General features: G+C 60.3%; 22 protein-coding genes. 19 read left to right on the top strand and 3 right to left on the bottom strand.

The window, feature by feature from the left end:
• Window positions 1-8 precede the first annotated feature (8 nt).
• From rpsE to J9789_RS07740, 16 genes are all read left to right on the top strand, one after another.
• Window positions 9-509, top strand: coding sequence for a 30S ribosomal protein S5 (gene rpsE / locus J9789_RS07815; RefSeq protein ID WP_087328901.1), 501 nt, complete (start codon window positions 9-11; stop codon window positions 507-509).
• Window positions 510-523: 14 nt separating this feature from the next.
• A complete protein-coding gene (gene rpmD / locus J9789_RS07810) occupies window positions 524-706 on the top strand; it encodes a 50S ribosomal protein L30 (protein WP_087187796.1) in 183 nt (60 codons plus the stop codon).
• 13 nt (window positions 707-719) lie between these two features.
• Window positions 720-1,160 (top strand): 50S ribosomal protein L15, encoded by a 441-nt coding sequence (gene rplO / locus J9789_RS07805; RefSeq protein WP_209344242.1) that lies wholly within the window; start codon window positions 720-722, stop codon window positions 1,158-1,160.
• A complete protein-coding gene (gene secY, locus J9789_RS07800) occupies window positions 1,161-2,483 on the top strand; it encodes a preprotein translocase subunit SecY (RefSeq protein ID WP_209344240.1) in 1,323 nt (440 codons plus the stop codon).
• A 13-nt stretch (window positions 2,484-2,496) separates the two neighbouring features.
• Entirely contained in the window at window positions 2,497-3,129 is a 633-nt protein-coding gene (locus J9789_RS07795) for an adenylate kinase (protein WP_209344238.1), read from the top strand.
• A gap of 12 nt (window positions 3,130-3,141) precedes the next feature.
• Complete coding sequence (gene map, locus J9789_RS07790; protein ID WP_209344643.1) at window positions 3,142-3,894, top strand: type I methionyl aminopeptidase; 753 nt, start codon at window positions 3,142-3,144, stop codon at window positions 3,892-3,894.
• A 2-nt stretch (window positions 3,895-3,896) separates the two neighbouring features.
• Window positions 3,897-4,175 carry a KOW domain-containing RNA-binding protein gene (locus tag J9789_RS07785; RefSeq protein WP_209344237.1) on the top strand — a complete coding sequence of 93 codons (279 nt, stop codon included), beginning with the start codon at window positions 3,897-3,899 and terminating at the stop codon, window positions 4,173-4,175.
• Window positions 4,176-4,179: 4 nt separating this feature from the next.
• A complete protein-coding gene (infA, locus tag J9789_RS07780; protein ID WP_087343141.1) occupies window positions 4,180-4,398 on the top strand; it encodes a translation initiation factor IF-1 in 219 nt (72 codons plus the stop codon).
• 114 nt (window positions 4,399-4,512) lie between these two features.
• Entirely contained in the window at window positions 4,513-4,626 is a 114-nt protein-coding gene (gene rpmJ / locus J9789_RS07775) for a 50S ribosomal protein L36 (protein WP_006573428.1), read from the top strand.
• Window positions 4,627-4,645: 19 nt separating this feature from the next.
• A complete protein-coding gene (gene rpsM / locus J9789_RS07770; protein WP_087335593.1) occupies window positions 4,646-5,014 on the top strand; it encodes a 30S ribosomal protein S13 in 369 nt (122 codons plus the stop codon).
• A gap of 15 nt (window positions 5,015-5,029) precedes the next feature.
• On the top strand, window positions 5,030-5,431 hold the full coding sequence (rpsK, locus tag J9789_RS07765; protein WP_007494608.1) for a 30S ribosomal protein S11: 402 nt from the start codon (window positions 5,030-5,032) through the stop codon (window positions 5,429-5,431).
• A gap of 20 nt (window positions 5,432-5,451) precedes the next feature.
• Window positions 5,452-6,081: a 30S ribosomal protein S4 gene (rpsD, locus tag J9789_RS07760; RefSeq protein WP_209344235.1), complete on the top strand. Its 630-nt coding sequence runs from the start codon at window positions 5,452-5,454 to the stop codon at window positions 6,079-6,081.
• A gap of 80 nt (window positions 6,082-6,161) precedes the next feature.
• Entirely contained in the window at window positions 6,162-7,109 is a 948-nt protein-coding gene (locus J9789_RS07755; RefSeq protein ID WP_209344232.1) for a DNA-directed RNA polymerase subunit alpha, read from the top strand.
• 147 nt (window positions 7,110-7,256) lie between these two features.
• The gene (rplQ, locus tag J9789_RS07750; RefSeq protein ID WP_087335597.1) at window positions 7,257-7,598 is read left to right on the top strand and encodes a 50S ribosomal protein L17; all 342 of its coding nucleotides are present in this window, start codon (window positions 7,257-7,259) and stop codon (window positions 7,596-7,598) included.
• Window positions 7,599-7,848: 250 nt separating this feature from the next.
• Window positions 7,849-9,129 carry a hemolysin family protein gene (locus J9789_RS07745; protein WP_209344230.1) on the top strand — a complete coding sequence of 427 codons (1,281 nt, stop codon included), beginning with the start codon at window positions 7,849-7,851 and terminating at the stop codon, window positions 9,127-9,129.
• A complete protein-coding gene (locus tag J9789_RS07740) occupies window positions 9,126-10,232 on the top strand; it encodes an amidohydrolase (RefSeq protein WP_209344228.1) in 1,107 nt (368 codons plus the stop codon). The genes J9789_RS07745 and J9789_RS07740 overlap by 4 nt, the downstream gene beginning before the upstream one ends.
• 42 nt (window positions 10,233-10,274) lie before the next feature.
• Here J9789_RS07740 and J9789_RS07735 read toward each other — a convergent pair whose 3' ends face one another.
• Entirely contained in the window at window positions 10,275-10,754 is a 480-nt protein-coding gene (locus J9789_RS07735) for a hypothetical protein (RefSeq protein WP_209344226.1), read from the bottom strand.
• Between the two features lie 12 nt (window positions 10,755-10,766).
• Window positions 10,767-11,741 carry a lysine exporter LysO family protein gene (locus tag J9789_RS07730; protein ID WP_209344224.1) on the bottom strand — a complete coding sequence of 325 codons (975 nt, stop codon included), beginning with the start codon at window positions 11,739-11,741 and terminating at the stop codon, window positions 10,767-10,769.
• A gap of 335 nt (window positions 11,742-12,076) precedes the next feature.
• Here J9789_RS07730 and J9789_RS07725 point away from each other — a divergent pair, with 335 nt between their 5' ends.
• Window positions 12,077-13,405, top strand: coding sequence for a solute carrier family 23 protein (locus J9789_RS07725; protein WP_209344223.1), 1,329 nt, complete (start codon window positions 12,077-12,079; stop codon window positions 13,403-13,405).
• A 99-nt stretch (window positions 13,406-13,504) separates the two neighbouring features.
• Here J9789_RS07725 and J9789_RS07720 read toward each other — a convergent pair whose 3' ends face one another.
• Window positions 13,505-14,143 (bottom strand): helix-turn-helix transcriptional regulator, encoded by a 639-nt coding sequence (locus tag J9789_RS07720; protein ID WP_209344221.1) that lies wholly within the window; start codon window positions 14,141-14,143, stop codon window positions 13,505-13,507.
• Window positions 14,144-14,578: 435 nt separating this feature from the next.
• Between J9789_RS07720 and ssnA the strand changes: the two genes are divergently transcribed.
• Window positions 14,579-15,919: a putative aminohydrolase SsnA gene (gene ssnA / locus J9789_RS07715; protein WP_209344220.1), complete on the top strand. Its 1,341-nt coding sequence runs from the start codon at window positions 14,579-14,581 to the stop codon at window positions 15,917-15,919.
• A 56-nt stretch (window positions 15,920-15,975) separates the two neighbouring features.
• The gene (locus tag J9789_RS07710; RefSeq protein WP_209344218.1) at window positions 15,976-16,119 is read left to right on the top strand and encodes a hypothetical protein; all 144 of its coding nucleotides are present in this window, start codon (window positions 15,976-15,978) and stop codon (window positions 16,117-16,119) included.
• Window positions 16,120-16,146 lie beyond the last annotated feature (27 nt).

Below are 16,146 nucleotides of genomic sequence, written 5' to 3'. Positions count from 1 at the left end.
AAGATTAAATGGCTCGTTTTGAAAGAGAACCCAGCGAGTTCACCGAGAAGCTGGTTGCCCTGAACCGCGTGTCCAAGACCGTCAAGGGCGGTCGTATCTTCAAGTTTGCCGCCCTGATGGTGGTCGGCGACGAGAAGGGCCGCGTGGGCTTCGGTCTGGGCAAGGCCGCCGAGGTGCCTGAGGCTATCCGCAAGGGCATTGAGGACGCCAAGAAGAATATGTGCAACGTGACTCTGTCCGGCACTACCATTCCCCACGAGGTCATCGGTGAGTTCGGCGCCGGCCGCGTGCTGCTCAAGCCCGCTGCTCCCGGTACCGGTATCATCGCCGGCGGCCCCGTCCGCGCCGTCATGGAGGCCGCTGGCATCCGTGACATCCGCGCCAAGTGCCTGCGCTCCAACAACCCGCAGAACGTGGTCTCCGCCACCTTCGAGGGCCTGAAGGCTCTCCGTGGCCCCGAGGAGGTCGCCCGCATCCGCGGTAAGAGCGTCAGCGAGATCGTAGGTTAAGGAGGGCCGTGAACATGGCTAATCTGAACATCAAGCTGGTCAAGAGCCTGAACGGCCGCATCGCCAAGCATAAGGCCACCGCCGAGGCTCTGGGGCTGCGCCACATCGGCGACACCACCGTACAGCCCGACAACGAGGCTACCCGCGGCAAGATTGCCCACATCGGCTACCTGCTGCAGGTGACCGAGGAAAAGTAAGGAGGTGCGCGAAATGAATCTGCATGATCTTTCCCCCGCTGCCGGTTCCAACCCCAAGGCTTACCGCAAGGGTCGCGGCAACGGTTCCGGTAACGGCAAGACTGCCGGCCGCGGCCAGAAGGGCCAGTGGGCCCGCTCCGGCGGCGGCGTGCGCGTGGGCTTTGAGGGCGGCCAGATGCCTCTGACCCGCCGTATCCCCAAGCGCGGCTTCAACAACATCTTTGCCAAGCCCCTGGAGGCCATCAACGTTGCTGCTCTGAACAAGTTCGAGGACGGCGCTGTGGTCAACGTGTGCGACCTGCTGGAGAAGGGCATCCTCTCCAAGTGCGAGTACGGCTACAAGGTGCTGGGCAATGGTACTCTGACCAAGAAGCTGACGGTCCGTGCCTCCGCTTTCTCCGCCTCCGCCAAGGAGAAGATCGTGGCGGCAGGCGGAAAGTACGAGGTGGTCTAAGTGATCGAGACCATCCGTAACGCGTGGAAGATCCCCGAGCTGCGCAAGAAGATCCTCTTTACTATCTTCGCGCTGCTCATCTTCCGGCTGGGCTCGGTGGTTCCTGTTCCTTTCATCAACAGCGAAGCGCTGGGCACCACGCTCAACAGCATGGGCGGTATCTTCTCCCTGCTGGGCACCATGAACGGCACCGCCTTCTCCATGGCCGCCGTTTTCGCCCTGGGCGTACAGCCGTATATCAACAGCTCCATCATCATCCAGCTGCTCACCGTTGCCATCCCCGCTCTGGAGCGTCTCCAGCGGGACGGCGGCGAGGAGGGCCGGAAGAAGATCGCGGCCATCACCCGTTACGTGACCGTGGCTATCGCTATCCTGCAGGGTCTGGGTTACTACACCCTGATCAACAGCTACAACATGATCGACACCGCTGGCCTCCCCGGCTGGTGGGTCGCCATCGTGATCATCCTGTGCTTCACCGCCGGTTCCGCCTTTGTTATGTGGCTGGGTGAGCAGATCACCGAGTTCGGCATCGGCAACGGCATCTCCATCATCCTGTTCGCTGGCATTCTGTCCCGCGTGCCCGGCATGGTGATGACCGTTTACACCGGCATCCAGAACAACATCAACGGCGTCACCGGCGAAGGGGTATTCAATCTCCCCTGGTGGGGCGCCATCCTCATCGTGATCGGCATGCTGGCCATCGTGGTGCTCATCGTGTTCATCCAGAACTCCGAGCGCCGCATCCCTGTCCAGTACGCCAAGCGCGTGGTAGGCCGCAAGATGTACGGCGGTCAGTCCAGCCACATCCCCCTGAAGGTGAACATGAGCGGCGTTATGCCCATCATCTTTGCCCAGGCTATCGCCTCCCTGCCCTCCACTGTGGGCATGTTCTTCGGCAAGAGCGTCGAGAGCGAGGGCGGCTGGGGTGTGTTCCTGCGGGTGTTCAACACCACCAGCATCGTCTATATCGTGGTCTATTTCCTGCTGATCGTTGGCTTCAGCTACTTCTACTCCACCATGCAGTTCAACCCGGTGGAGGTTGCCAACAACCTGAAGAAGAACGGCGGCTTTATCCCCGGCTTCCGTCCCGGCAAGCCCACCGCCGACTTCATCCACAAGGTACTGGGTAAGATCACCATGTTCGGCGCCCTGTACCTGGCTGTCATCGCCATCGCTCCCATCGTCACCGGCGCCATCATCGGCGTCAGCAGCCTGGCCATCGGCGGCACCTCCGTCATCATCGTCGTGGGCGTCGCTCTGGAGACCACCAAGGCGATGGAGGCTCAGATGATGATGCGTCACTACAAGGGCTTCCTTGAGTAAGGGGCGATAAGCAATGAAAATCATCCTTCTGGGCGCCCCCGGCGCCGGAAAGGGTACCCAGGCTGAGATCATCAGCAAGAAGCTGGGCATCCCCACCATCTCCACCGGCAACATCCTCCGCGCTGCCGTTAAGGCCGGCACCCCCATCGGGCTGGAGGCTAAGAGCTATATGGACGCCGGTAAGCTGGTCCCTGATGAGGTCATCATCGGCATCATTCAGGAGCGGCTGGCCGAGTCCGATTGCGCAGGCGGTTTTATCCTGGACGGCGTGCCCCGCACCATCGCCCAGGCCGAGGCCCTGGATGCCCACGGCATCCACTTTGACGCCGTGCTCTCCCTGGAGATCGACGACAGCGTCATCGAGGCCCGCATGACCGGTCGCCGCACCTGCCACACCTGCGGCGCCACCTACCACGTCGTGGCCGCTCCTCCCAAGCAGGAGGGTGTCTGCGACAAGTGCGGCGGCGAGCTGGAGCAGCGTAAGGACGATATGCCTGAGACCGTCAAGCACCGGCTGGAGGTTTATCACAACGAGACCGAGCCCCTCAAGGACTACTACCAGGCTCACGGCGTGCTGCTGAGCGTGCCTGACCTGGGCGGGATCGAAGAGACCAACGCAAAGATCATGGAACTGCTGGGGAAGTGATTTGAGATGGATATGATCTCACTGAAATCTCCCCGTGAAATCGACCTGATGCGCCGGGCCGGGCGGCTGACCGCCCGGGCCCGCGCGCTGGCCGGTTCCATGGTGCGGCCCGGTGTAACCACCCATGAGATCGACACCGCGGTTCGCAAATTTATCGAAAGCCACGGAGCCAAGCCCTCTTTCCTGGGATACGGAGGCTTTTCCGGCTCCGCCTGCATTTCCATCAACGAGCAGGTGATCCACGGCATTCCCGGTCCCAGGAAGCTGCAGGAGGGCGACATCGTCAGCATTGACGTGGGCGCCTATCTGGATGGATTCCATGGGGACTGCGCCGCCACCTTCCCCTGCGGCGAGGTCAGCGAAGAGGCCATGCGGCTGATTCGCGTTACCGAGCAGAGCTTCTGGGAAGGCATCCGTCTGGCCCGGCCGGGCAAGCGGGTGTACGACATCTCACACGCCGTCCAGCAGTATGTGGAGGCCAACGGCTTCTCTGTGGTGCGGGACTTTGTGGGACACGGCGTAGGCGCAAAGCTCCACGAAGCCCCGGAGGTCCCCAACTTCGGACCTGCCGGACACGGTCCTCGGCTGCAGCCGGGCATGACCATCGCGGTGGAGCCCATGGTGTGCGCCGGCGACTGGCGGGTGAAAGTGCTTAAGGACGGCTGGACCACCGTGTCCGCCGACGGCAGCATGACCGCCCACTATGAAAACACCATTCTCATCACCGACGGCGAGCCCGAAGTGCTCACCGTGGCGGAGGACTGAGCATGGCGCCGGAGCATCCGCGGATCGTCCGATCTCTGGCAGGGCACGACAAGGGCCAGCTGTTCTGCGTCCTGGACCAGGACGGCCCCTATCTGCTGCTCTGTGACGGCAGACGGCGAAAGGCAGAGTCCCCCAAGCGGAAGAAGGCCGTACACACGGCAGATGCCGGGGACTTCCAACACCCCGTCCTGGATGCGATCCGGGCGGATAACCCCATAACAAACCGAGAGGTGCGGAGGGCGCTGGCCGCTTTCCGAGCTGAGGAATTAAGGAGGGTATGACGCTTTGGCAAAGGACGATATGATCGAAGTGGAGGGCGTCGTGACCGAGTCCCTTCCCAACACCACTTTCAAAGTGGACATCGGAAACGGCCATATCATTCTGGCCCACATCTCCGGCAAGCTGCGGATGAACTTCATCCGCATTCTGCCCGGAGACAAGGTGACTGTCCAGATGTCCCCTTATGACGTAACCCGGGGCCGGATCACTTGGCGTAGCAAGTAATCCGGCTCATTGCGGCGGGCAGAGGCCTGCCGACCCTATCAATGACCGGTGCGGGTCAGCGGGGCCTTGCCTCCGCCGCGCCGGGGCCATCAGGCTCTACAGGAGGTTAATGACATGAAAGTTAGACCGTCCGTGAAGCCCATGTGCGAGAAGTGCAAGATCATCAAGCGCAAGGGCAAGGTCATGGTTATTTGCGAAAACCCCAAGCATAAGCAGAGACAAGGTTAATAGGAGGTGCTGAAACAGTATGGCACGTATTGCTGGCATTGATTTGCCCAAGGATAAGCGGGTCGAGATCGGCCTTACCTATATCTTTGGTATCGGGCGCACCAGCGCCAACAAGATCCTGGCTGAGGCCGGTATCAACCCCGACACCCGCGTGAAGGATCTGACTGAGGCCGATGAGGCCAAGCTGCGCGAGATCATCAGCCACAGCTACACTGTGGAGGGCGACCTCCGTCGTGACGTGGCGATGGACATCAAGCGTCTCACCGAGATCGGCTGCTACCGCGGCATGCGGCACCGCAAGGGCCTGCCCGTCCGTGGTCAGCGTTCCAAGACCAACGCTCGTACCCGCAAGGGTCCCAAGCGTACCGTCGCCAATAAGAAGAAGTAAGGGAGGGAGAAACACATGGCTACCGCTACCAAGGGTAAGAAAGTTATCCGTAAGCGCCGCGAGCGCAAGAACGTTGAAAAGGGCCAGGTGCATATCCGCTCTTCCTTCAACAACACCATGGTCACCGTGACCGATATGGGGGGCAACGCCCTGTCCTGGGCCTCTTCCGGCGGCCTGGGCTTCCGCGGCTCCCGTAAGTCCACCCCCTTCGCCGCTCAGACTGCTGCTGAGACCGCCGCTAAGGCTGCCATGGAGCACGGTCTGAAGACCGTCGAGGTGTACGTGAAGGGCCCCGGCGCCGGCCGTGAGGCTGCCATCCGCGCCCTGCAGGCCGTGGGCCTGGAGGTCACCCTGATCAAGGACGTGACCCCCATCCCCCACAACGGCTGCCGTCCGCCTAAGCGCCGCCGCGTGTAAGAGAAGGAGGAGTACGAATTATGGCTAGATATACCGGAGCAGTCTGCCGCCAGTGCCGCAGAGAGGGCCAGAAGCTCTTCCTGAAGGGCGACCGCTGCTACACCGACAAGTGCGCTATGGAGCGCCGTCCCTTTGCCCCCGGCATGCACAACCAGGGCCGCAGCAAGAAGCTGTCCGAGTACGGCATGCAGCTGCGTGAGAAGCAGAAGGCCCGCCGTTACTACGGCGTGCTGGAGAGCCAGTTCCGCAAGTATTATGAGATGGCCGCTGCCCGCAAGGGCGTGACCGGTGACAACCTGCTGTCCATCCTGGAGACCCGCCTGGACAACGTGATCTATCGTCTGGGCTTCGCCATGAGCCGTCCTGAGGCTCGTCAGCTGGTCCGTCACGGCCACTTCACCATCAACGGCCACCGCGTGGACATCCCCTCCTACCTGGTCAAGCCCGGCGAGGTTATCGCCCTGAAGGAGACCAGCCGGAGCAAGGAGAAGTTCAAGGCTTCTCTGGAGGCCAACGGCTCTCGTCCCGCCCCCAAGTGGCTGGACTTTGACCAGAACAACCTGGTGGCCAAGGTGGTTGCGCTCCCCGCCCGCGCGGACGTGGACCTGCCCATCGAGGAGCACCTGATCGTCGAGCTGTACTCCAAGTAATCGTGCTTGTACCCTCGATTATTGGTGAGCTGTATAAGGCGGCGGACGGAGGTCCGCCGCCGCGAAAAGGAGGGTAACACATGGTAGAAATCGAGAAGCCCCGCATTGAATGTGTGGAGAACCCCGGCGACGGCTCTTACGGCAAGTATGTCGTGGAGCCGCTGGAGCGTGGCTACGGAACCACGCTGGGCAACTCCCTGCGCCGCATCCTGCTCTCGTCCCTGCCCGGCACGGCGGTTACCTCCATTAAGATCGCCGGCGTGCAGCACGAGTTTTCCACCATTCCCGGTGTGAAGGAGGACGTGACTCAGATCGTCCTCAACGTCAAGAGCATCATTGCCAAGCTTCACTCCGAGGGCGTGAAGACGGTCTATATTGAGGCCAGCGGCGAGTGTGAGGTCACCGCTGGTGACATCAAGGCCGACGGCGAGGTGGAGGTCCTCAACCCGGATCTGCACATCGCTACCCTGGGTCCGGATGCCAGCCTCAACATGGAGCTGACTCTGTCCCATGGCCGGGGCTATGTCCCCGCCGACCGGAACAAGCCGGCTCAGACCATCATCGGCCTGATCCCGGTGGATTCCATCTACACGCCGGTGCGGAAAGTCAATTATACGGTGGAGCCCACCCGCGTGGGTGACCAGACCGACTTTGACAAGCTGACCCTGGAGGTGTGGACCAACGGTACCATCACCGCCCGGGACGCCGTCAGCCTGGGTGCCCGCATCCTGTGCGACCACTTCGTCCTCTTCACCGATCTCTCTGAGACCATGGGCTCCAAGTCCACGGTGGTGGAGAAGGCCGAGGCCCAGCGGGATAAGGTGCTGGAGCTGACCATCGAGGAGCTGGACCTGTCCGTCCGTTCCTTCAACTGCCTCAAGCGCGCCAACATCAACACGGTGGAGGATCTGATCTCCAAGACCGAGGACGAAATGATGAAGGTGCGCAACCTGGGCCGCAAGTCCCTGGAAGAGGTTATCAACAAGCTGGCCATGATGGGCCTGCACCTGGCCGACGAGGAAAACTGAGGCCAGCGAGAGGAGCGGTCCGGGGGCATGTAACGTCCCCTCCCGGACCCCAGGGCCGCAGGCTGCTCCTTTCAGGGGAGAGATCCCCCCGGACGAATTTAAATTGTGGAGTTCGCCTTGGCGAACATCCGATAGGAGTTGGATTTCATGTCTCACAACCGTAAGCTGGGCAAGCCCACTGATCAGCGTATCGCCATGCTCCGCGCCATGACCACCTACCTGCTGGAGAATGGTCAGATCAAGACCACCTATGCCCGTGCCAAGGAAGTTGCTCCCATGGCCGAGAAGATGATCACTCTAGCCAAGAAGCCCAACCTGGCCAATTATCGTAAGGCTCTGTCTTTCCTGACCAAGGAGGACGTGGCCAAGAAGACCTTTGACGAGCTGGGCCCCAAGTATGCCGACCGTAACGGCGGTTACACCCGCGTTGTGAAGATCGGCCCCCGTCGCGGCGACGCCGCCGAGATGGCCATCATCCAGCTGGTGTAAGATCAGCAATCAAGCGACCTGCCTCAGGCAGGTCGCTTTTCTTTTTGCTTGCATTCCAGGAAATGCTATGGTATACTTAACACCACTAAACCATAAAGGAGACGGTGAGCCCTCGTGGACGAACCTCCGCCCAGTAACAACTGCATGACCGAATCATTGGAACGGGACAGCCTTACTCTCAGAGAAGAGAGATAGGGTTGTCCTTTTGCGCGTTCCAAACAAACTTTAAAGTTGGAGTGATTGTTTTCTTATGCCTGACAGTTCCAGTTTAAGCATGGTTGTGATTCTAGTGATCCTCGTGATCCTGTCCGCCTACTTCTCCGCTACGGAGACCGCCTTTACCTCCCTCAACCGTATCCGCCTGAAGAGCAAGGCAGACGCCGGCAACCGCCGGGCGGCTCTGGCCCTCAAGCTGGTGGATCAGTACGACAAGCTGCTCTCCACCATTCTGGTGGGCAACAACATCGTCAACCTGTCCGCCTCCTCTCTGGCCACCGTGTTCTTTACTGAGGGCCTGCGCCTACAGAACGGCGCGGTGATCTCCACCGCCGTCATCACCATCGTGGTGCTGGTCTTTGGCGAGGTCTCCCCCAAGAGCCTGGCCAAGGAGTATCCCGAGAGCTTTGCCATGTTCTCTGCCCCCATGATGCGGATCCTGATGGTGATCCTCACCCCGGTGAACTTCCTGTTCAGCCTGCTGAAGAAGCTGCTGTCCAAGGTGTTCCACAAGCAGGGCGACAGCGGCATCACCGAGGAGGAGCTGGTGACCATGGTGGACCAGGCCGAGAGCGAGGGCGGACTGGACCAGCACGAGAGCAAGCTCATCCGTTCCGCCATCGAGTTCAACGACATGGAGGTGGATGAGATCCTCACCCCCCGTGTGGACATCGTGGCGGTGGAGGACACCGACTCCATGGATGAGATTGCCCAGGCCTTTGCTGAGAGCGGCTACTCCCGCCTGCCGGTGTACCACGAGGACATTGACGACATCATCGGCGTCATCCATGAAAAGGACTTTCACGCCGCCCGTTATCGCGGTCAGACCGACGTGAAGGCCATCACCGGCCCCATGCTGTACACCACCGGCAACACCAAGATCTCCGAGTTGCTGCGCATCCTGCAACGGGAGAAGGCCCACATGGTCATCGTTGTGGACGAATACGGCGGCACCGAGGGCCTGGTGACCCTGGAGGACATTGTGGAGGAGTTGGTGGGCGAGATCTGGGACGAACACGATGAGGTCATTGAGGAGTTCAAGAAGCAGGAGGACGGCAGCTACCTGATCTCCTGCTCCGCCGACCTGACCGATCTGTTCGACCTGTTCTCCATCAAGGGCGAGTGCGACGCCAACACCATCTCCGGCTGGGTCATGGAGCAGATCGGACGCATCCCCGAGGAGGGGGACCGCTTCCAGTCCGACGGCCTTGACGTTACTGTCACCAAGGTGGACCACCGCCGGGTGCTGGAGATCCGGGTGGAGGTACTCCCTGAGCCGGAGGACGACAAGAAAGAGAAGGCGAAAGACCAGTGAAGCAAACTAATCTGACCTTGGCCGCAGAGCTCCGCCATCAGCTCCACGCCCATCCGGAGCTGTCGGGGCAGGAGACCTGGACCAAGGCCCATCTGATGGAGTTTTTGAAGGAACATACTCACCTGGAGCTTGTGGACCGGGGCAGCTGGTTCTATGCCCTGTGCCGGGGCAGGGGAGAGGGGGAGATCGCCTTCCGGGCGGACTTTGACGCCCTGCCCATCCAGGAGAGCGGTGACCTGCCCTATTGCTCCCAATGTCCCGGGGTATCCCACAAGTGCGGCCACGACGGCCACAGCGCCGCCCTGGCTCTGCTGGGCCTGACCCTGGAGGAGACGGGGGCAGACCGGGACGTATATCTTATTTTCCAGCCCGCCGAAGAGGTGGGCGGCGGGGGAGAGGCCTGCGCCGCCCTGCTGAAAGAGAAGGGCATTGGGGAGGTATATGCCTTCCACAATATGCCCGGCTATCCCCTGCATACGGTGGCCCTGCGGAAAGGCACCATGAACTGTGCCTCCAAGGGCGTGACCTTCCGGTTTGAAGGGGTATCCACCCACGCCAGCACCCCGGAGCTGGGCCGCGACCCCGCCCAGGCGGTGGCGGGCCTTGTGACCGCTCTGCCCGGCCTGACCCAGCGGGAGGACCACAAGGGACTGGTGATGGCCACCGTGGTCCAGATGGACGTAGGAGAGCCCGCCTTCGGTATCTCGGCCTATCGGGGCGCCCTGCTGCTCACCCTGCGGGCCCAGTACCAGGAGGAATTGGACACCCTGCAGGCGCGGCTTACCGACCTGGCCCGCCAGGCGGCGGAACGGGATGGCCTGAAGCTGACCATGGAGGAACAGGACGTATTCCCTGAGACCGCCAACCACCCCGCTGCGGTGGAAAAGGTGAGGGCGGCCGCCGGTCAGCTGGGGCTGTCCGTGGTGGAAATGGACGAGCCCATGCGGGGCTCGGAGGATTTCGGCTGGTACCTGCGTGAAGCGGAGGGCGCCATGTTCCTGCTGGGGGACGGTGTAGATTATCCGCCTCTTCACAGCGTGGATTTTGATTTTCCCGATCCTCTGCTGGAGACAGCCTGCGCTCTTTTTCAAACATTGATTTAAAAAACGCCCTGCGGCATTGCCGCAGGGCGTTTTGCGTTTGAATTATTCCCGGGTGCGCTCCCAGTAGGCGGCCATGCTCTCGCCGGGCTGGCCGGTGACCTCATGGGAGAGGTAGGCGGTCAGGGCTCCGGTGGGTGTCCAGGCGTGGGCATCCTCCTCGCTGGAGAACTCCACCTCGGCGTAGAAGAAGCCGGTGTCCAGCTGGGGGTCCACCGAGTTGACCTCCAGAGTGAGGCCGCCGGGCAGGGAATAGCGGCGCTGCTCCTTCTGGATCATGGGCTTGTTCAGCATGGCTTTCAGCCGGTGGTAGTGGTCCGGGGTGAGCTCCAGCTCGATCTCCTCCCGCACCAGGTCGCCCTTGCCTTTGAAGCACAGGACGTAGGCGGTGGAGCCGCCTACTACCGCTTCCCGGCGGATGCGGATGGCGGGACGGACCGCGAAATAGCCCTGATCCATTTCCAGGACGGAATCGGGGGGCAGATCAGGCCAGCCATCCACCAGCCAGCGGCGTTCGATTTCCATGGGAAAACCTCCTTAGAAGGGCAGGGCAATGATGGCGGGCACCAGAATGGGTACCGCCAGGGAGAGCACCACGCCGGATGTAAAGGAGTAGATGGTGATACGCTCATGGGTGGCGCCCACTACAACGGGAAGAACCGTGTCCATAGCGGCGGCGCCGGGCAGGGCGGCACACTCCACATAGCCCACATAGCGGGCCACAAAGGGGATGGCCAGGATGGAGAAGATCTCACGCATCACATTGGACAGGAAGGATACCGCCGACACCGACAGGGAATAGGGGGCCAGCAGGGTGGGGGCCAGGGAGTACCAGCCCATACCGGCGGAGGCGGCAACCGAGTCCTTGATGCCCAGGGGAAGGAAGAGACCGGCCAGGGCGGCAAAGACCAGGGTGCCCAGGCACACCGCTACCGGTACCAGCAGCACCTGGAAACCGGCGGTCTTGATATCACTGAGAAAGGTACCCTGCTTGCCCATGTCCATGCCCACCATAAAGAGGAGCAGGTAGAGGCCGAAGTTGATGACGGTACCGCAGCGGGCGGTGACGGCAGCAGGGAGGACAAAGCGGCCTGCCAGCATGCCCAGCACCACCGCAATGACGATCCATTTGGTCAGGGAGTTGTCTGCCTTGCCGGCGGTGTGGCGCTCCTCCTGGGTGGACTGCTTGGTGCCCCGGGGCAGACCCACATGGTCCAACTTGAGGACGAACCGCCGCAGCAGGGTGAGGAAGAGTATGGAGCCGAACATGGCCAGTACGGTGATCAAAAGCGCCGCCAGGCCAATCTGCCCCAGAGAGGCGATGACCTCGTCATTGGCGCCCAGATTGACGCCCAGGGTGACAATGAGGATCATCAGAGCCACAAACTGCAGCTTGCTGACCCACACCAGGGGGCGGCTGCGTACGCCGGGTCGGGAGCCGATCAGCGCGCCCACAACGACCAGTGCGATATAGATGGCCAGGTTGCTCAGAGTGCTGAGGGTGGTATCCATATCCATCGATCCTTTCCAATCAAAACTCTCAAAATCCCGCATAAGCGCGGCAGAGCTATTCTAGCATATCTGTTTTGGAAAGTCCACCCCGGAAAGACAATGTGCACTTCAGCGAAAGAAAGCGAGAAAAATAAAACTATTTAATTTAATTAAGAAACTAAAATTTTATTCTCTGGCCTTTTATCCAGGAAAAAATTTTCCAGATTGCACAAAAACAGAGAGCGAATTTTGGCCCCCATACCTCAATTTCCACTTGCATCTCCAGTTTAAATGGGTTATAGTTTGGGTGAGCAAAAAAAATATTTGGGCAAAAAATTTTTTGTGAGGTGATTGGAATGGGTACACCAAAAACAAAGAACTCTGATACCGTATTTCAATGGAACGGTATCCCCCAGCCGGGTCAGCTGATCCCCCTGGGCCTCCAGCACGTGGTGGCCGCGGTAGTGGGTATCATTACGCCTGCTATTCTGGTTGCCAACACCTGTGGTCTGAGCGAAGCAGAAAAGACCCTGATGATTCAGGTCTCCCTGATCCTGACCGCCCTTGCCACTCTGCTCCAGTTGTTCCCCATCTTCCAGCGCATCGGCTCCGGTCTGCCCGTCATCATGGGCATCAGCTTTGCGTACATCCCCACGCTCCAGGCCATCGGCGCGCAGTTTGACATTGCGACGATCCTGGGCGCTGAGATCATCGGCGGCATCGTGGCCATCGTCTTCGGCGTGTTCGTCAAGTGGATCCGTCCTCTGTTCCCGCCCCTGGTCACCGGTACCGTTATCTTCACCATCGGCCTGTCCCTCTATCCCACCGCGGTCAAGTACATGGCCGGCGGCGCCGGCACCGAGTGGTTCGGCAATGTGAAGAGCTGGGTCGTGGCCCTCATCACTCTGGTGGTGGTGGTCATCCTGTCCAACTTCACCAAGGGTATCTTCAAGCTGGGCGCCATCCTCATCGGCATGATCGTGGGTTACATCGTGGCCTACTTTGCCGGTATGGTGGACTTCTCCAGCGTGGGCACCTCCGCCTGGTTCGCTCTGCCCGAGGTCATGCCCTTTGAGATCAAGTTCGTTCCCTCTGCCTGCGTGTCCCTGGCCATTGTGTATGTGGTCAACGCGGTGCAGACCATCGGCGACCTGTCCTCCACCACTATGGGCGGTATGGATCGTATGCCCACCGATAAGGAGCTGTCCGGCGGTATCATCGGCCAGGGCATCATGAGCATTCTGGGCGCTTTCTTCGGTGGCCTGCCCACCGCTTCCTACAGCCAGAACGTGGGTATCGTCACCGTCAACAAGGTCATCAACCGGGCCGTCTTCACCCTGGCTGCCGGCATCCTGCTGGTGGCTGGCCTGATGCCCAAGTTTGCTTCTCTGCTCACCACCATTCCTCAGTGTGTCATCGGCGGCGCCACCATCTCTGTGTTCGCCACCATCACCATGACCGGTATCCGCATGATCACCGAGGGTGGCTTCACCCCCCGCAAGAGCTCCGTGGTTGGCCTGTCCGTGGCCCTGGGCGTGGGCATCACTCAGGTGTCCGGCTGCCTGGCCGGCGAAGGCTTCCCCGAGTGGGTGAACACCGTGTTCGGCTCCTCTTCCGTGGTGGTTGCCACCATCGTGGCCATCATCCTGAACCTGACCCTTCCTAAGGAGAAGGAGAGCAAGTAAGAAACAGCGCGACCCGGCTCCCGTGGGAGCCGGGTCGTAACTTTTTAAGACAGCGAAAAAGAGCGGGCCGTGGTTCCCACGGCCCGCCCAACCGGAAACTTACTCTTTGGCTTCGTCGATGTAGCTGTACAGGGTATACTTGGAGATACCGAAGAACTTGCACACCTTATCGCCGCTCTTGGTGATGAGGAAGGCGCCGGTGTCATTCAGGAACTGAATGGCCTTTACCTTGTCTTCCTTGTTCATCAGCGCCACCGGCTTGCCCACGATCTTCACGCTCTGCTCCATCAGCTCATCCAGCAGATCGGAGACGTTGCGGGAGATGGGCTCGGGCTCCTTTTCCTCCCGCTCAGTGGCGGTGAACTGCTTGAGCGCGGTCTCCATGGCCAGCATCAGGGTGATGTCGTAGTTGATGCCGAAGATCCCGATGGGGGTGCCGTCGTCATCCCGGATGTAGATGGTGGTGGACTTGAGGATCTTGCCGTCCTTGGTGCGGGTCAGGTAGCACAGGTGATCCTGCAGCTGGGCCTGGCCCGCCCGCAGGGCCTCCAGCACCACGTGAGACGGGCCGTCACCCACCTTACGGCCGGTGACCTGGCCGTTCTCGATGGCGACAATGGAGCTCTCCGGATCGTTGGTGGCCAGATCGTGGACCACCACTTCGCAATTGGGACCAAACTGCCTGGCAATGCCTTTTGCCAGCTTCAGCAGAAATTGCAGGGTAGATGGCTCTGGCATATTGATTCCCTCCTTCCGTGGGTCCGCGCGGGGATGCGCCATATAAAACGCGGGGGTTTCCACTCGTTGGAACGCAGCCGCCCCAGCGTCAGACACCGATTTATAATCGGTTCTATTTTACCATATTTGGCGCAAGATTCAACTAATTTTAGATGCCTAAAAAATTTTTTGTTTTTCAAACAAAAGTGTTGCATCTCCGTGCGAATTGTGGTAAGATAAAGCCATCAAATGGTTTGAAGTATAGTCAATATTTACAAATTTCCATATAAAAAGTTGTGGCTGCAACGGAGTGCTTTCGCGCACGGGCTGGATGGACCTTGGGTTCTACTGAGGTTGCGGTCGCAACCTCTCATAAGCCAGAACTTCACTGTCCATTCCACCAGGAATGGGCAATTTTTTTACGGAGAAACGAATTTCGAAAAGGAGGACTTTATTATGCTGCTGGTCGGTAATGGCAGACTGATTACCCGGAGCGAGGAGCTCCCTTATCTGGAGGACGGCGCCGTCGTTCTGGACGGCGAGGTGGTCAAGGAGGTCGGCTCCCTGGCTGACATGAAGGCCAAGTACCCCGACGCCGAGTTTGTGGACGCCAAGGGCGGCGTCATCATGCCCGGTCTCATCAACGTCCACACCCACATCTATTCCGGACTGGCCCGTGGCCTGTCCATCAACGGTTTCAACCCCACCAACTTCTTTGAGGTGCTGGACGGCCAGTGGTGGTACATCGACCGTCACCTGACCCTGGATGGTACCCGCGCCTGCGCTTACGCCACCGTTCTGGACTGCATCCGGGACGGCGTGACCACCATCTTCGATCACCACGCCTCCTTCTGCGAGATCCCCGGCTCCCTCTTCGCCATCAAGGACGTGTGCAAGGAGCTGGGCATGCGCGCCAACCTCTGCTACGAGGTGTCCGAGCGCGATGGCCAGGAGAAGTGCGATCAGTCCATCCAGGAGAACGCCGACTTCGCCAAGTGGGCCAAGGAGCAGGACGACGACATGATCAAGGCCATGTTCGGCGGCCACGCCCTGTTCACCATCTCCGACAAGACCTTTGAGAAGATGGTCAAGGCCAACGACGGCATGGCCGGCTTCCACATCCACGTGGCTGAGGGCATGAACGACGTGTACGATTCCCTGCAGAACTACGGTTGCCGCCCCATCAACCGTCTGCTGTACAACGGTATCCTGGGCGAGAAGACCATGCTGGGCCACTGCATCCACGTCTCTCCCGCCGAGATGGATATCATCAAGGAGACCAATACCATGGTCTGCCACAACCCCGAGTCCAACATGGGCAACGCCGTGGGCTGCTCCCCCGTGCTGCAGCTGTACAACCGGGGCATCCTCATCGGCCTGGGCACCGACGCCTACACCCACGACATGCTGGAGAGCCTGAAGGTCCTGCTGCCCATGCAGCGCCACAACGTCTGCATGCCCAACGTGGGCTGGTGCGAGGCCACCGGCATGCTCTTCCAGAACAACGCCAAGATCTGCTCCCGCTACTTCAAGAAGCCTCTGGGCGTGCTGAAGCCCGGCGCCGCCGCCGACGTCATCGTGATGGACTACAAGCCCTTCACTCCCTTCTCCGACGCCAACATCGACGGCCACATGCTCTTCGGCATGATGGGCAAGAACTGCCGCACCACCATTATCAACGGCAAGGTTCTGTACAAGGACCGCGAGTTCGTGGGCATTGACGAGGACAAGATCAACGCCTGGTGCATGGAGCAGTCCAAGAAGCTGTGGGGCGAGCTGAACCACTGCACATACTGAGAACAACGCAAGTTGAGCTTGTCCTCGCCAAGCGTTTTGCCGCAGGCAAAACCTTGATGCCGGGGCGATTCATTCGCCCCGAGCAGATGAAAGAAATCGGGGTCCCCGCCCGGCTTTGCCGGGTGGGGGACAAGATCAACGCCTGGTGCATGGAGCAGTCCAAGAAGCTGTGGGGCGAGCTGAACCACTGCACTTACTAAGTAATTTCCCCCAAAAAACGAAAACGA

The organism is Flavonifractor sp. AGMB03687, from assembly GCF_017811815.1.
In the GTDB taxonomy this organism is placed as follows: Bacteria; Bacillota; Clostridia; order Oscillospirales; family Oscillospiraceae; genus Flavonifractor.
This window is presented reverse-complemented; position numbering and strand designations above follow the sequence as displayed.

Excerpts from the sequence above, each read along its gene's own strand:
- rplQ (WP_087335597.1), top strand. The coding sequence starts at position 7,257 with ATGTCTCACAACCGTAAGCTGGGCAAGCCCACTGATCAGCGTATCGCC.
- J9789_RS07710 (WP_209344218.1), top strand. The coding sequence starts at position 15,976 with ATGCCGGGGCGATTCATTCGCCCCGAGCAGATGAAAGAAATCGGGGTC.
- J9789_RS07745 (WP_209344230.1), top strand. The coding sequence starts at position 7,849 with ATGCCTGACAGTTCCAGTTTAAGCATGGTTGTGATTCTAGTGATCCTC.
- J9789_RS07735 (WP_209344226.1), bottom strand. The coding sequence starts at position 10,754 with ATGGAAATCGAACGCCGCTGGCTGGTGGATGGCTGGCCTGATCTGCCC.
- J9789_RS07720 (WP_209344221.1), bottom strand. The coding sequence starts at position 14,143 with ATGCCAGAGCCATCTACCCTGCAATTTCTGCTGAAGCTGGCAAAAGGC.
- J9789_RS07795 (WP_209344238.1), top strand. The coding sequence starts at position 2,497 with ATGAAAATCATCCTTCTGGGCGCCCCCGGCGCCGGAAAGGGTACCCAG.
- J9789_RS07785 (WP_209344237.1), top strand. The coding sequence starts at position 3,897 with ATGGCGCCGGAGCATCCGCGGATCGTCCGATCTCTGGCAGGGCACGAC.
- rpsD (WP_209344235.1), top strand. The coding sequence starts at position 5,452 with ATGGCTAGATATACCGGAGCAGTCTGCCGCCAGTGCCGCAGAGAGGGC.
- J9789_RS07730 (WP_209344224.1), bottom strand. The coding sequence starts at position 11,741 with ATGGATACCACCCTCAGCACTCTGAGCAACCTGGCCATCTATATCGCA.
- J9789_RS07725 (WP_209344223.1), top strand. The coding sequence starts at position 12,077 with ATGGGTACACCAAAAACAAAGAACTCTGATACCGTATTTCAATGGAAC.
- rpmJ (WP_006573428.1), top strand. The coding sequence starts at position 4,513 with ATGAAAGTTAGACCGTCCGTGAAGCCCATGTGCGAGAAGTGCAAGATC.
- map (WP_209344643.1), top strand. The coding sequence starts at position 3,142 with ATGATCTCACTGAAATCTCCCCGTGAAATCGACCTGATGCGCCGGGCC.
- J9789_RS07755 (WP_209344232.1), top strand. The coding sequence starts at position 6,162 with ATGGTAGAAATCGAGAAGCCCCGCATTGAATGTGTGGAGAACCCCGGC.
- rpmD (WP_087187796.1), top strand. The coding sequence starts at position 524 with ATGGCTAATCTGAACATCAAGCTGGTCAAGAGCCTGAACGGCCGCATC.
- rpsK (WP_007494608.1), top strand. The coding sequence starts at position 5,030 with ATGGCTACCGCTACCAAGGGTAAGAAAGTTATCCGTAAGCGCCGCGAG.
- rplO (WP_209344242.1), top strand. The coding sequence starts at position 720 with ATGAATCTGCATGATCTTTCCCCCGCTGCCGGTTCCAACCCCAAGGCT.
- ssnA (WP_209344220.1), top strand. The coding sequence starts at position 14,579 with ATGCTGCTGGTCGGTAATGGCAGACTGATTACCCGGAGCGAGGAGCTC.
- rpsM (WP_087335593.1), top strand. The coding sequence starts at position 4,646 with ATGGCACGTATTGCTGGCATTGATTTGCCCAAGGATAAGCGGGTCGAG.
- rpsE (WP_087328901.1), top strand. The coding sequence starts at position 9 with ATGGCTCGTTTTGAAAGAGAACCCAGCGAGTTCACCGAGAAGCTGGTT.